Source organism: Acinetobacter sp. YH01008 (assembly GCF_013420435.1).
Lineage (GTDB): Bacteria > Pseudomonadota > Gammaproteobacteria > Pseudomonadales > Moraxellaceae > Acinetobacter > Acinetobacter pseudolwoffii.
In genome coordinates this window covers 78,762-93,687 of sequence record NZ_VOYD01000002.1, presented here as the reverse complement: position 1 = coordinate 93,687, position 14,926 = coordinate 78,762, and the positions used below count along the sequence as shown (strand labels likewise).

At 45.9% G+C, this 14,926-nt stretch carries 14 protein-coding genes; 10 read left to right on the top strand and 4 right to left on the bottom strand.

Going from position 1 to position 14,926, the window contains the following annotated elements:
• Positions 1 to 28: 28 nt before the first annotated feature.
• Positions 29 to 1,927 carry an ATP-binding cassette domain-containing protein gene (locus tag FTT75_RS02455; RefSeq protein ID WP_005095500.1) on the bottom strand — a complete coding sequence of 633 codons (1,899 nt, stop codon included), beginning with the start codon at positions 1,925 to 1,927 and terminating at the stop codon, positions 29 to 31.
• A gap of 33 nt (positions 1,928 to 1,960) precedes the next feature.
• Here FTT75_RS02455 and FTT75_RS02450 point away from each other — a divergent pair, with 33 nt between their 5' ends.
• From FTT75_RS02450 to FTT75_RS02405, 10 genes are all read left to right on the top strand, one after another.
• Positions 1,961 to 2,206, top strand: a complete 246-nt coding sequence (locus FTT75_RS02450; protein ID WP_005095502.1) for a SlyX family protein — start codon at positions 1,961 to 1,963, stop codon at positions 2,204 to 2,206.
• A gap of 273 nt (positions 2,207 to 2,479) precedes the next feature.
• On the top strand, positions 2,480 to 3,478 hold the full coding sequence (locus FTT75_RS02445) for a hypothetical protein (RefSeq protein ID WP_005172818.1): 999 nt from the start codon (positions 2,480 to 2,482) through the stop codon (positions 3,476 to 3,478).
• Between the two features lie 70 nt (positions 3,479 to 3,548).
• On the top strand, positions 3,549 to 3,998 hold the full coding sequence (locus FTT75_RS02440) for an ammonium transporter (protein ID WP_005095506.1): 450 nt from the start codon (positions 3,549 to 3,551) through the stop codon (positions 3,996 to 3,998).
• A 30-nt stretch (positions 3,999 to 4,028) separates the two neighbouring features.
• Positions 4,029 to 6,671 carry a type I DNA topoisomerase gene (gene topA, locus FTT75_RS02435; RefSeq protein ID WP_180039694.1) on the top strand — a complete coding sequence of 881 codons (2,643 nt, stop codon included), beginning with the start codon at positions 4,029 to 4,031 and terminating at the stop codon, positions 6,669 to 6,671.
• 98 nt (positions 6,672 to 6,769) lie between these two features.
• Entirely contained in the window at positions 6,770 to 7,525 is a 756-nt protein-coding gene (locus FTT75_RS02430) for a hypothetical protein (protein ID WP_005172813.1), read from the top strand.
• A gap of 64 nt (positions 7,526 to 7,589) precedes the next feature.
• Positions 7,590 to 8,735: a glycerate kinase gene (locus tag FTT75_RS02425; protein ID WP_180078102.1), complete on the top strand. Its 1,146-nt coding sequence runs from the start codon at positions 7,590 to 7,592 to the stop codon at positions 8,733 to 8,735.
• A gap of 294 nt (positions 8,736 to 9,029) precedes the next feature.
• The gene (locus FTT75_RS02420; RefSeq protein WP_100329271.1) at positions 9,030 to 11,018 is read left to right on the top strand and encodes an ATP-dependent helicase; all 1,989 of its coding nucleotides are present in this window, start codon (positions 9,030 to 9,032) and stop codon (positions 11,016 to 11,018) included.
• A gap of 83 nt (positions 11,019 to 11,101) precedes the next feature.
• Complete coding sequence (locus FTT75_RS02415) at positions 11,102 to 11,353, top strand: RNA-binding protein (RefSeq protein WP_005095517.1); 252 nt, start codon at positions 11,102 to 11,104, stop codon at positions 11,351 to 11,353.
• Positions 11,354 to 11,557: 204 nt separating this feature from the next.
• Complete coding sequence (locus tag FTT75_RS02410) at positions 11,558 to 12,061, top strand: DUF6586 family protein (protein WP_005172799.1); 504 nt, start codon at positions 11,558 to 11,560, stop codon at positions 12,059 to 12,061.
• A gap of 105 nt (positions 12,062 to 12,166) precedes the next feature.
• Complete coding sequence (locus tag FTT75_RS02405) at positions 12,167 to 12,445, top strand: hypothetical protein (RefSeq protein WP_004278462.1); 279 nt, start codon at positions 12,167 to 12,169, stop codon at positions 12,443 to 12,445.
• Positions 12,446 to 12,668: 223 nt separating this feature from the next.
• Here the strand turns inward: FTT75_RS02405 and FTT75_RS02400 are convergent, their stop codons facing one another.
• From FTT75_RS02400 to rpmB, 3 genes are all read right to left on the bottom strand, one after another.
• On the bottom strand, positions 12,669 to 14,384 hold the full coding sequence (locus FTT75_RS02400; protein ID WP_100357550.1) for a cation:proton antiporter: 1,716 nt from the start codon (positions 14,382 to 14,384) through the stop codon (positions 12,669 to 12,671).
• A gap of 135 nt (positions 14,385 to 14,519) precedes the next feature.
• Positions 14,520 to 14,675: a 50S ribosomal protein L33 gene (gene rpmG / locus FTT75_RS02395; RefSeq protein WP_001205031.1), complete on the bottom strand. Its 156-nt coding sequence runs from the start codon at positions 14,673 to 14,675 to the stop codon at positions 14,520 to 14,522.
• Between the two features lie 12 nt (positions 14,676 to 14,687).
• Positions 14,688 to 14,924 (bottom strand): 50S ribosomal protein L28, encoded by a 237-nt coding sequence (rpmB, locus tag FTT75_RS02390; protein WP_000048256.1) that lies wholly within the window; start codon positions 14,922 to 14,924, stop codon positions 14,688 to 14,690.
• Positions 14,925 to 14,926: the final 2 nt, after the last annotated feature.

Here is a 14,926-nt window from a genome sequence, read left to right as displayed (position 1 = left end):
GATGCTTGAGCAAATACTCGTGGAATATTTAGCCGTTGCTAAGGTTATCCAGCTCTTCCCAACGTTCTAATTTTTCCAGTAACAGTTCATCAATTTCTGATAAACGCTGAGACAGTTGCATGGCTTTATCGGAATCACTGACAAATAAAGAGCCATCAGCCAGTTGTGTATTGATCTCGGCTTGCTCTTTTTCCAGCGCTTCCATTTCAGCCGGAAGTTGCTCGAGCGCGCGTTGATCTTTGTAGCTGAGTTTGACTTTTTTGGCAGCAACGGGTGCGGCTTCAGCTTTGGCCATGGCTTTTTTCACGGCACTTTTTTGATCGACCACGGTTTGATCCGGACGCTGTTCAAGATAATCCTGATAACCACCGACATATTCGTCGATATTGCCTTTACCATCAAAGACCCAAGTGGAGGTCACCACGTTGTCCATAAAGGCACGGTCATGCGAGATCAATAACAAGGTGCCTTTGTAGCCACCGAGCATTTCTTCCAGTAACTCTAGGGTCACCATATCCAGATCGTTGGTTGGTTCATCCATCACAATCAGATTCGATGGTTTCAGCAACAGTTTCGCCAGCAAGATACGGTTGCGTTCACCACCAGACAACGCTTTGACTGGGGTACGTGCACGTTCTGGCGAGAACAGGAAGTCTTGTAAATAGCTATAGATATGACGACGGTTACCATTCACATCCACGTGGTCAGAGCCTTCAGAAACATTATCTTTGACCGACTTTTCCAGATCCAGTGCATTACGCAGTTGGTCGAAATAGGCTACTTCCAGCTGTGTACCGGTTTTCACCGTGCCGCCATGCTCAAGCTCGCCCAGAATGGCTTTAATCAGTGTAGTTTTACCGACACCGTTATCACCGACCAGACCGATACGGTCACCGCGTAAAACCAGTGCCGAGAAGTTGTTAATGATCGGTGCATTGTCACCGAATTTCACACTCAGGTTCTCAATCTCAAAGACCAGTTTGCCGGAACGGTTGGCATCCTGAGTCGCCATCGCCACTTTACCTTGTTGCGAACGGCGCGCTTTGGATTCTTCACGCAGTGCTTTTAGAGCGCGAACACGACCTTCGTTACGGGTACGGCGTGCTTTGATGCCCTGACGGATCCAGACTTCTTCTTCCGCCAGCTTTTTATCAAACAGCGCATTCTGCTTTTCTTCAGCTTCCATTTGCATGGCTTTGAGTTCTAAGTAACGTGAATAGTTACCTTCATAACTGCGCAATTGACCACGATCCAGTTCCACAATACGGGTGGCGATGCTATCGACAAAGGCACGGTCATGCGAAATGAATAACAGAGTTAAATTGTTTTGATCGAGCAGGAATTTTTCCAGCCACTCGATACTTTCAACATCTAAATGGTTGGTCGGTTCATCCAGTAATAAGACATCTGGCTGAGTCAGCAAGGCACGTGCCAATAGGACACGACGCTTACGACCACCCGACAAATCGGCAAGATCTGCATCTGGGTCCAGCCCCATTTTGCTTAAAATCGAATTGACCTTGGTTTCCAGCGCCCAGCCATCGAGCTGGTCCATTTTGTGTTGCAGATTGCCCATGCGGTCACAAGCGTCCATATCGCCCAGCACACAGGCTTCACTGGCTGCATGGTAGGCACGCAAAACTTCCGACGCTTCACCGGCACCGTCAGCCACGATATCCGCCACTCGGCCTGAGTCCATCGGTACATCTTGCGCCAGCATCGAAATCGTGATGCCATTTTGTAATGAAACTTCGCCGCTATCCGGCAGTAAACTTCCTTCAATCAGCTTAAGTAAGGTAGACTTACCCTCACCATTACGGCCAATCAAACACACTCGTTCGCCGCGCTCCAAGTTAAAATTCGCGCCGTTGAGCAGGGCGGGTCCACCAAACGCAAGTTGGACATCCCTAAGGGTAATATAGGCCATAATGTTTCCTGAAATCCCCAATGAGGACTTTAAATGACTAAACAACAAAATCTAAATGATCAGGCGTCATTTTCCGCACCCATTGAAGATTTGCAAGTGCGAATTGCATTTTTAGACGATTTAGTTGAACAGTTGAATGATCAGGTGGCTAAACAGACTCTGGAAATTGCCGATCTGAAAAAGCAAATGAGCCTGTTATATCAACGTGTTGAGTCCTCAGACCGTTCTGAAGGAATTGCGGATTTTGATCCGGTTGCTGATCGTCCGCCACATTATTAATTTGCAAGCAATCATTTAATAAAACCCTTATATTTGATAAGGGTTTTTTATTGCAGCTGCTATTTCACCGATGATTCGATTCATTTAATCAGCTCTCAGCCTGGAATCTAGCGATTTCTGACCTGCTTGCAGCAAGATCAAATATGTAATCTTCCACTCGGTTGGAATCTGGTAAATCCGCTGCAACCCGAATATTCACCATGAAATTATTTGACCTTTCACTCACTTCCTACTCTAATACTGGCTTTCAGGTACATTTCAGAAGCTTGTCCCATGCATCCAAAAGTTGTTCTACTCGACCTCGAAAATAATTTTCCGACGGCCAAGTTACTGCGTGAAATTGTGACGCATTATTCCAGCCTGTATCTGTTTAATTGTGCCGGAACATTTGAATTTTCATTAGAAGATTTAACCGAGCTGGCCGGCTGGATTGCGAGTGGACAGATCATCATTCTGGATACACCTGAATCGCCCCAGAAAGAATATGAATATGCGGTCATTGTCGGTCAGCTGATGGCGCTGTTGGAGCCGGAAACCGAAGTCGAGTTGATCTCGGCGATGGACAGCAGCGAGATGTTGCAGCAGATGCTGCAAGCCTCTGATATTAAATGTAGCCTGATTCAGATTCAGCCCGATGAAGTCTCTATTCCAGCAGAGCATGTTAAAAATTACCTGCCTAGTCTGGAGGCGATCCGCAACAAACCGGCCTTGCAACTGGTGAAAAAGTACTGTGATGCTCTAGGGAAAATGAGTGGTAAGCCAAATACCTTGGAAACCTTAAAAAATTCAGTTGCCAATATTCTGCACGTCATGCCCGTGAAGGCCCAGCATGTGGTCGGCATGCTGATTAACCTGAAAATTGTCAAACGCTATGATGAGCAGATCAGCTTCCGTAAAAAAGTCCTGAAACAGTGGCTACAGCTCAATCTGGATGAACAAGATCCGCTTGAAAATCCAAAACTGGATCAGGTCATGTCCCGGCTCAAAGTTGATGATGCTCCAGTTGAAGCATTGCAAACTCCAATTCAGTCAGCCCAGCAAGACCTGTTTAAAAACTTTAACCGGATTGATCCAGTGCAACTGGAAGTCGCACGTAAACTGCGCGAACTTCAGGGCGACAAACCCAAGGATATTTATGAATTACGTGATTTGCTAGAGCAGCTCTTTCCTCAATCGGATATCCGTCTGCTGCTGAAAGAGCTAATTGAGAAGGGTTATATTTACTGGAATGGTCACGAAGTTTTATATAGTCATGAAATGTTCTTGAATTAATTTTATCGTGCAAACTTGCGTTTTATATTGTGCTTATGCAACTCTAATAATAGAACATAAAGGTTGAACTATGGAAAACACTGGAATTTGGGTAGCGGTGATCATCATCATTTTTGTCATGGGGTCAATTTTTGGCTTACGTGTCAGCCCAAGAGAAAAAGCGCTTGGCATCATGCGTGACAAAGCCCGCAAAATGGGTCTGCATCCACGTTTGGTGGTTGCACCCGACTGGACCAAAATTCCAAAGGCCACTGAAAGTCGTGCCAGTATGGTTGCGTACTACAGCGTACTCATGCCAGATGCGCGTTTACCCTTGATGCGTGCCCGTGTTGTCGATAATAAACTAGAAATTGTGCAGGGTGATGAGAAATTTAAAGATTTTCCCATTGCATTAAAAGGCATTTATGCTATTGATATGCAGGCCAACTGTGTCGGATTGTATTGGGATGAACATGCTGATTTAAGAGCAGCCCAACTCGACGATATCAAAGCACTATTACACGCTTTGGCTGAACTTTAATTTAGAAATAAACAGGATTAACGGTTAATTATGGCGAACGCTCCTCGGTCCACATCAAAAAGCAGCACAGCAAAGTCTCCCGACGCTGGAAGTAAGCGTGCCTTAGTGATTGTGGAGTCGCCTGCAAAAGCGAAAACAATCAATAAGTACCTTGGTCCAAACTACATCGTAAAATCATCAGTCGGTCATGTCCGTGACTTGCCAACAGGCGGCTCTGCCAAATCGACAGAGAAAAAGCCGGCGACACGCACCAAACTGACAGATGAACAGAAAGCTGAAAAATCACAGAATGCGTTGATTAACCGCATGGGTGTCGATCCGGAACATGACTGGAAAGCCAAATACGAAGTGCTTCCTGGCAAAGAACATGTGGTTGCCGAACTGAAAAAACTGGCAGCGCAAGTCGATGAAGTCTATCTGGCAACGGATATGGACAGGGAAGGGGAAGCGATTGCCTGGCATTTAAAAGAAGTGATTGGCGGCGATGAGTCACGTTATCAACGTGTGGTCTTCAACGAAATTACCAAAAATGCCATTCAGGAAGCCTTTAAGCATCCTTCACGTCTGGACACCAATAAAGTCAATGCCCAGCAGGCACGCCGTTTCCTGGACCGCGTGGTCGGCTTCATGATTTCACCACTCTTGTGGGAAAAGATTGCCCGTGGCCTGTCAGCCGGTCGTGTACAGTCGGTTGCGGTGAAACTGGTGGTTGAACGCGAACGTGAAATTCGGGCCTTTATTCCTGAAGAATACTGGCAGGTGTTTGCCGATACCAAATCGAAAAAAGATGACATCCGTCTGGAAGCAGTCAAGCAACATGGCAAGACTTTAAAGCTTCGTAATAAAGACGAAACGGATGCACTGTTAAACCTGATTAAAGATGCGGATTATACCGTTTCTGCCCGTGAAGATAAGCCAACCAAAGTCAATCCAAGCGCGCCCTATATCACGTCAACGTTGCAACAGGCGGCCAGTACCCGTCTCGGTTTTTCTGTGAAGAAAACCATGATGCTGGCACAGCGCCTGTATGAAGCCGGTTTCATTACCTATATGCGTACCGACTCGACCTTCCTGAGTGATGATGCGGTAAGTATGGTCCGTGGCCATATCGAATCAGAATTTGGTGAGAAGTACCTGCCGGCCAAACCCAACCGCTATGGCAATAAAGCCGGCGCGCAAGAAGCGCATGAGGCAATCCGTCCATCTACTGTGAGTCTCAAAGGTGACAGTCTGGTCGGTGTGGAGCGTGATGCACAGCGTCTCTATGACTTGATCTGGCGCCAGTTTGTGGCCTGTCAGATGACACCGGCTGAATACCTGTCTTCAACCATTTTAGTCAATGCCAATGGCGTAGAACTGAAAGCCAAAGGCCGGACGCTGGTCTTTGATGGTTTTACCCGGGTGCGTGGTGCCAACAAAGCGGATGACGATATTCTATTACCGGCAGTGAAAGTCGGTGAAGTGCTGAAACTTCAGAAGCTTGATCCATCTCAACATTTCACCAAGCCACCAGCTCGTTTTACTGAAGCCTCACTGGTCAAAGAACTCGAGAAAAAAGGCATTGGCCGTCCATCGACCTATGCTGCAATTATCTCGACCATTCAGGATCGTGGTTATGTGAAGCTCGATAACCGTCGTCTCTTTGCCGAGAAGATGGGTGAGATCGTCACCGACCGTCTGGATGAAAACTTCAATAACCTGATGAACTACGCCTTTACCGCAGATCTTGAAGGTCAGCTGGATAAGGTGGCAGATGGTGAACGTAATTGGAAAGAGCTGTTAGACAGCTTCTACGGCGATTTCAAGCAGCGTTTGACTACGGCACAAGGTGAGAACGGTATGCGCCGTAATCAGCCAGTGGAAGTGGATGCGGTACATTGTAAAGAATGTGAGCGCCCAATGCAGATTCGTACCGGAACCACAGGCGTTTTCCTGGGCTGTTCTGGTTATAACCTGCCACCGAAAGAACGTTGCAAGGGAACCTTGAACCTGACCCCAGTCGAGTCTTTGGCTGCACTGTCTGATGATGATGCGGCCGAAACCGCTGACCTGATGTCGAAGAAACGTTGTCCGGTGTGTGAAACGGCAATGGACAGCTATGTGATTGATGGCGGTCGTAAACTGCATGTTTGTGGCAATAACCCGGACTGTGATGGTTATGAACTCGAAGAAGGAGAGTTCAAGATCAAAGGTTATGATGGCCCAACCATTCCATGCGACAAATGTGATGGCGAAATGCAGCTTAAAACGGGTCGTTTTGGTCCATACTTCGCCTGCAACAGTTGTGACAATACCCGTAAAGTATTAAAGAGTGGTCAGCCGGCACCTCCGCGTGTCGATCCGATCAAGATGGAACATTTGCGCTCGACCAAGCACGATGACTTCTTTGTGCTGCGTGATGGTGCGGCCGGTTTATTTTTGGCGGCCAGCAAGTTCCCGAAAGTGCGTGAAACACGGGCACCGAAAGTTGCCGAGATTCGCTCTGTGGCTGAACAGCTAGATCCGAAATATCAGTTTATCTTGCAAGCGCCTGATGCAGATCCGGAAGGTAACCCGACTTTGGTGAAATTCAGTCGCAAGAACCAATCGCAATATATTGGCTCTGAAAATGCGGAAGGCAAGCAAACCAAATGGTCTCTGGTTTACCAGGATGGAAAATGGGTTGAAGCCTAAATAAAGTTTAAACTTGAAAAAAATGCTGACGAAAGTCGGCATTTTTTATTTATGATGTGTCGATATTTTAAAAAAAATAAATAAGGTTGCTTGGGGATATGTGGAAAAAGATTCGGATTCTGATTTTATTAAGTATTTTATTGATCGTTGCAGTCAATGCCTATCGTGATCAAAATCAGAACTGGTCAAAGCCGGTCATGGTTCTGTTGCATCCGATTAATGCAGATGGATTACCGACCACACAGCAATACATCCAGCAACTGTCAGTTCAGGATCTAGAAACGGCAAGAGACTTTCTACAAAAATCAGCACAGCAATATCGGAATCAACCCACTTATTTTTATTTTAATTTGGGTCGTGAGCTTAAAGTTTTACCGCCTAAAGTCCCTGAGCAGGCCTCAATTTTCGATACTGTTGTATGGAGTTTAAAGTTTCGATTTTATGCCTGGAAACAGCAACAAAGTTCGGACCCTTCTGCCAGTCTGACCCTGTTTTTAAATTATTATGATCCGGCACAAACCCGGCAATTAAAGCATTCAACTGCCTTGCAAAAAGGCCGGATTGGTTCGGTCAACCTGTTTGCCTCTCAAAAGCAGTCTGAACAAAATAAAATTGTTTTGGTACATGAGTTACTGCATGCCTTTGGTGCCAGTGATAAATATGATCTGGCCACAGGTCAGCCGATTTATCCAATAGGTTATGCATTTCCAGATCAGCAACCTGTGTTCCCACAAGCCAAGGCAGAACTGATGGCAGGACATATCCCGCTGTCCGAAACCACGAGTAAAATGCCGGGATCTCTGGATCAGACCCTGATTAATGAGATCACAGCAATTGAGTTGGGCTGGAAATAAAGACTTGTAGATTCTCTTGGATTTATCCAGAATCTAGACTTTATTGATAGATAAAAATAACCATATGCCGCTTACTTTTGTTCTTGCTCCAGATTCCTTTAAAGAAAGTATGAGTGCTGAACAAGCCTGTCAGGCCATGCAGCGTGGCATTCAAAACGTGTTGCCTGATGCTTTGTGCATTCATGTTCCTATGGCGGATGGAGGGGAAGGCACGGTCGATACACTGATCTCAAGTTCAAAAGGACAGCGCATTCCCTGTGAAGTGACAGGGCCATTGCCTGATCAGCGCATCCAGACGTATTTTGGCGTAATTGATGCAGGAAAAACCGCAATCATTGAAATGGCCAAAGCCAATGGCATAGATCTGCTGGAAGCTGCAAGGCGTAATCCTCTGCTGACCTCAACCTGTGGCACAGGAGAAATGATCAAGTCTGCGCTCGATTTAGAGGCCAGTAAAATCATCATTGGCTTAGGTGGCAGTGTGACGAACGATGCCGGTGCGGGAATGATACAGGCCTTAGGCGCTCGGTTTTTAGATGCCCAAGGATTAGAAATACAGGTTTGCGGTGGAAACCTAGATCAAATCATAGCAATTGATTTATCCGAACTGGATTCACGGCTGGCGGATATTGAAATTATCATTGCATCGGATGTGAATAATCCGCTGTGTGGACCCAATGGTGCTTCAGCGATCTTTGGCCCACAAAAAGGTGCGACACCGGAAATGGTCAAGCAACTGGATCAAAACCTCAGTCATTTCGCCGATCTGGTTGCTCGGCACATTGGACGTGATCATCGTCATGTTGCAGGTGCGGGTGCGGCAGGTGGACTCGGTTTTGGCTTAATGGCATTCACAGCTGCTTCTATTCGATCAGGTGTGGAACTCATCATTCAGCAGACAGATTTAGCCAATAAAATAGCTCAAGCCGATTATGTTCTGACCGGTGAAGGCAAGCTTGATCATCAAACTAAGTTAGGAAAAACACCATTTGGCGTGGCACAAGTAGCGCAAAAATTCAATAAACCGGTGCTTGCATTTGCTGGACTGGTGGGCGATGGGATTGAGTCACTATATGAGTCTGGATTTAGTCAGATTATCGGGATTAATCCACCAGATTGTAGCCGGGAAGAAGCCTTAAAAAATGCGGAAGTGAATCTGGAAAAAGCAGTGTCCAAAACAATTAAAAATATTGAGGAACAGCGTATTTAGTTTTCTTTTACAAGATCGTCATTGCTGCACAAGCTTTACGTAATGGCAGATAATAACGCATAAGCAGATCTTGCTTTTCATGGATGAGAAGCACTGCTTCGCAAGGTAACAGAAATCCTTTGCTGGATTGAGGGTATGTTCCTATATCTCAATCCAGCAGACGGCATCTATGCTGTCTACCCTATAGCAAACAAATCAAGAGATAAAATTTGCTGCTGTTTCAGGGCGGATGAAAAGCCATAATTATAAGAGCGATCTGCTAAACTACAGCCATCCACAAAACGATGAGTGAAAATGAGTTTAGCCAACCTGATTGATGAATTAAATCCCCAACAAAAGCAAGCAGCGACCACAGAAACAAAACATAGTCTGGTGCTGGCCGGGGCAGGTTGTGGCAAAACCAAGACCATCGTGGCACGTGCAGCTTACCTGATTGAGCAGGGTGTACCCGCCAACCAGATTCAGATTCTGACCTTTACCCGCCGTGCAGCCAGTGAAATTGTAGCGCGGGTGGAATTAGCCTTGGGGGATCAAGCCAAAGGTTTGCGTGCCTCGACTTTTCATACTTTCTGTATGTATCTGTTGCGCCGTATTCCGAAGGCCTTTGGTCTGGAACAGTTCTCGATTATTGATCGTGATGATCAGTTGATGATGTTCCGTCTGATTCGTGGCCGTGATGACAAGAAAAATCCCAATCATTTGCCCAAGCCACAAGAACTCTGCGATTTATATTCCTTTGCACGTAATACTCGGCAGAAGCTCAGTCTCGCACTGGAAAAGCAGATGCCGGAATATTTGGCGCTGAAAGATCAAATTGCCGAGATCATGAAAGAGTACGAAGCACGCAAACAGGCGCGCAGTTTTCTGGATTATGACGATATTCTGGCGGTGGTGGCGACAGCTTTGGCACAATCAGAAGGCTTGGTCGATTATGTGGCTTTAATCTGTCGACATATGCTGGTCGATGAAATGCAGGATACCAATCCACTGCAATGGGCCTTGCTGGAGCCGCTGAAAGACCGGATCAGCCTATTTTGTGTCGGCGATGATGCCCAGTCGATTTATGGTTTCCGTGGCGCAGACTTTGAAAATATTCATCATTTCAAAGAACGGGTACCAGATGCGCAAATTTTTAAACTGGAAAAAAACTACCGCTCGACCCAGGAAATTCTGGATCTGTCCAACTGGCTGCTCGATCAGTCTGAAATCAAATATGACAAACGTCTGGAAGCTTATCGTGGCGAGGGCCTAAAGCCGCGCATGCATATATTTCCGAATGAGTTTGATGAAGCCAAATGGATCGCAATTGATATTAAAGAGCGTCATTATCTACAGGGCAGCAAATGGGGCGAACATATGGTATTGGTGCGTTCCAGTTTTGCCGCGCGGCATATTGAAGCAGCCTGTATCGCGGCCAATGTACCGTATCGATTTATTGGCGGTATGAAGCTGCTGGAAACGGCACATGTCAAAGATTTGCTCAGCATGCTGCGTGTGGTCGCCAATCCGCTGGATGATATCGCCTGGATGCGTTTCTTGACCCTGTGGAATGGTGTCGGTGATGTCGGTGCAAGCAAGCTGGCGCAACACATTTTGCTGGAACCTGAAATCGATAAAATCTCCGATAAACTGGAGAAATTTGGCAAGATACCTCTAAATGCGATTCTGATCATGAAGCAGATGAGCGTGCTGAAAGGCGAAGTGCAGGCTTGTGTCAGTCTTGCGATTCAGGCAATTGAAACACAACTGGCAGAGAACTATAAAAAAGACTGGCCACGTCGTCAGGGTGATTTTGAACTGGTGAAACAACTGGCCTCCAAGCATTCACAACTAAGTGAATTTTTAGAGGAATATGTGCTCGATCCAGTGTCGATTTCGGAAATTGAACGCCAGTCCGATCATGATGTGGTGACCCTGATTACCATTCATTCAGCAAAAGGCACCGAACAGAATGTCTGTTATGTGGCCAATGTCACGCCGGGAAATTATCCGCATGCACGCGCCCAAGGCGACTTTGATGATGTTGAAGAAGAACGTCGTGTGCTGTATGTGGCGCTGACCCGGGCCAAAAATGAATTGATTTTGACCAAACAAAACCTGAATCACTGGGCGCGGGAAACGGTCGATGCGCAGGGGCGTAAAGTCGCAAGTTATTTCTTGAATGATCTCACCCGGCATTTATGTACCACGGAAACCCATTACAAAACCCGGCAGCAGACCGTGAAAAGTGCCTTAATTGAACGTCAATCGATTAATTTAGATTTTGGCATTGATCTCGATTAAACTATAGCAAAGTTGTTGCATACAAAAAGTAGAGTAGGCGCGTGCTTTTTGATATTTTTTGCCTATCTTCTTAAGGTTATCAGATGAAAATTTTAGTTCGTAATTTAGAACGTACGGTCACAGAAGCCGAGTTGCTGAAGTTGTTCCAGGAATATGGCACAGTGAATACTTGTACTTTGGTGCTCGATGCGGCAACCGGGAAATCAAAAGGTTTTGCCTTTGTAGAAATGCCGCATGCACGTGAAGCCATCAAAGCCATTAAAGGCCTGAATACTTTGCGCTTGCACGGACATGGAATCCGGGTAAAACAAGCAGAAGATAAGCCCGAGGCTTAAACTGGAAAAGGAGCACTTGATATGCTCCTTTTTTATGGCTGAAATTTAACCTTGTTGTGCTCATGGTTGTACTCGTGCAGGCAGTTAGATTTTCTGGATTTCAGTACTGGATGGATTCAGTTTAAACATGTTTTGATTGCGAAATGAAAGCGAACCTTTTACTTTATAAAAGCCAAAATTTGTTTAAAACCTTAGGAAATATCAATGACCCGTGTTGCTCGCTATCATGCGGACCGTACCAATCAAAAACTGTATTTTGCCCGTCTTGCCTGCCAGCAGGCAGAGCAAACCCAGCATGTGCAACAGGCTCAGGCACAACGTGAGGCGACTGTATTTCATTTACATGGCGCTTTATTGGCATTTTTGCAGGAACTGGTGCGTTACTATCGCCTGAATGATGCCAATCCGACGCTGAAATCGATCGAAGAACTAATGGCAGCCAAAGGCCAGATTTCACCCGAAGTAGCCGTATTACAACACTTATCCAAGAGCGGTTTCATTGCTGAACTGAAACGTGCCTATCGTCTGTGCCAGTATGCGCCTGAACCGAGTACACCGGAACCCGAAGACGAAACCTCCTCAAATCTCATCATTAAAGTCACACAGTCTCCACAAGCATGGTTACCTGATCCTGCTATATTAAGAGAATGGCATCGTGACTTAACACAACTCATCGATGGTTTTCGCAATGAGATGATTGAATTTTAATCGGATCGACCGTACTTGAAATTAGAATTTTTAACCCTATATCAATTACTCTAATGATGCAAAGTGCACCCGGCTCTTTGCCACCATGTTGAACATGGAGGATATATGTCTATAGAACAGTTGAAAGACTTATTTGGTAATCAAGACGCGATTTTAGAACTCGTTCAACTTGAAGGTGGTGCCTTGGCTTTACGCAATGCAGGTTCGCATAAACAGCCTTTGGTCATGATTCAGTTTAATGACGAGGTGAAGGCTCTACTCGGAGAGCAGACGCCTGTAATTGCGCAACAGATGATTCAGGCGGCCCTGTATGGCTTGCTGGAACAGCAGGTCAATGAATGGCAGGCTGAAGTCGTAGATGAAGAGCCGAAGTATATGAGTTAAGATTACAATGTATTCAAAAGCACACTATCGGTGTGCTTTTTGATTTTAAAGGGTTGGGGAATAAGTTGGATTTTAAGTACGAGCTCAAGGTGAGTTTCAAGAAATGAAAACCTCGTTTCTTTGATTTTACTCCTGATGATTTGAAGTCAGCTTATTACAAAAAATCTTGTGATTATGCATAAAAAAAGTTGCCACATTGGGCAACTTTTTTTATGCAGAGAGATTAATGAGAAGGGGGATGCTGATGCGCAATTTCGATCTGGTTTAAAATATGATTACTCATATTTTTCGCCATTTCTTCTTTGGCATAATACACCGCGCCGATATTATCACGACGGATCGCTTCAGCTTCTTCCTTGCTTTCGGCACAGACCAATACCTGAATTTTCGGATTCAAGGTCTTGGCAATATCTACAATTTTATGAATATCGATGATATCCATAGGGGAAATGACCAGTAAGCGCGCATGTTGAATATGCGCCTGGATCAAAACACCGGCTTCAGTCGCAGCGCCTGAAACCGCGGCAATACCTTTTTCACGCAGATTTTCGACAATATCGCGGTTTTCTTCTGCAATAACCACCTTGATGTTTTCTTCCATCAATGAGCGGGTAATACGACGACCCACTTCACCATGACCAATCAGCACCACCTGATCACGCAAGTAATCCTGTGAAACTTCATCGGGTAACATTGCCAATGGATCACCACTGCGTTCCAGTAAGCGTGCCAGGGTCGAGCGTTCCCGAATCCATTTTTGTACCGGTTCAATCGCGGAGAAGATAAAGGAATTAAGAGTGATCGAAATCAAGGCACCCGCCAGAATCAGGTTTTGACCTTCTAGTGAAAGCAGATTCAGTGACACCCCAAGTGCTGCCAAAATAAAGGAGAACTCACCAATCTGTGCCAGCGAAGCGCCAACAGTCAGCGCGGTATTGATTGGATAGCGGAAGAACAATACCAGTGCCATTGCTGCAAGAGTTTTACCAATCAGAATAATGCCGACGACTGTCAGCACATGGAGTGGCTGTTCCAGTAAAATACGCGGATCAAACAGCATTCCGACAGAAACAAAGAATAAGATTGAGAAGATTTCACGCAGCGGCAAGGTTTCTTGTTCCGCGCGATGACTGAAATCTGACTCTTTCACCACCATCCCGGCAAAGAAAGCCCCCAGCGCCATAGATACCCCAAAAACCTTATAGGCCCCAAAGGCAATCGAGATGGCTGCAGCGACTACAGTCAGGGTAAACAGCTCACGAGAACCCAGACGTGCCACGACTTGGATGATCATCGGCACCAGACGTTTACCAATAATCAGCATAAAGGCAATAAAGCCTGCGACTTTCAGCAGGGTAATGCCTAAAGTGGCCCAGATATTGTCATCACTCGCACCTTCAAGTGCTTGTCCGCCTAGAAGTAAGGCAGTGGCCGGCAATAACACCAAGGCCAAGACCATGACCAGATCTTCGACCAAAAGCCAACCGACGGCAATCCGGCCATTAATTGAATCGAGCAGACCACGATCACCGAGTGCTTTGAGTAGAACCACCGTACTGGCACAGGACAGGCTTAAACCGAATACGAGCGCAGAGCCAAAGCTCCAGCCCCATAACATCGAGACTCCCACTCCGAGCAGAGTGGCGACTGCAATTTGCAAAATCGCACCGGGCAATGCAATCCGCCGCACCTGCATCAGATCACTTAGCGAGAAATGCATCCCGACCCCGAACATCAGGAACATGACACCTAATTCTGCCAGCTGATTGGCCAGATGAATGTCGCCGACCACACCGGGTGTATTGGGACTAATCAGAATGCCGGCCACCAGATAGCCGATAAGTGGGGGGAGGCGCAGACGTGCAGCGATATAGCCAAAAACCAGGGCTAAGCCAAAACCAACAGCCAATAATATAATGAGTTCTACGTCATGTGGCACTAAATACTCCTTTAGTTAGGTTTGCTGGGAAATAAGCACAAAAAGTGCCAAAACATGTAGAAAGTTTATCAAGTGGGGTAAAAAAAATGCAAAAAAAAACGACCTGAAAGGGTCGTTTTTTTTAAAAAGCCAAAATTATTTGATTTTAGCTTCTTTGAAGATTACGTGTTGACGGATTTTTGGATCAAATTTTTTGATTTCCATTTTTTCCGGCATAGTACGTTTGTTCTTAGTCGTGGTATAGAAATAACCTGTACCAGCTGAAGAAACTAAGCGAATTTTATCACGCATGGTTCAGACTCCTTAGATCTTTTGACCTTGAGCACGTAGGTCAGCAACAACCTTTTCAATGCCCAATTTGTCGATAATACGCATACCTTTAGTGGTTAAACGAAGACGTACAAAACGTTTTTCGCTTTCTAACCAGAAACGGTGGTGGTGCAGGTTCGGCTCGAACCGGCGTTTAGTTTTGTTGTTGGCGTGTGAGACGTTGTTACCAACGACTGGACGCTTGCCGGTAACTTGGCAAACCTTAGACATGG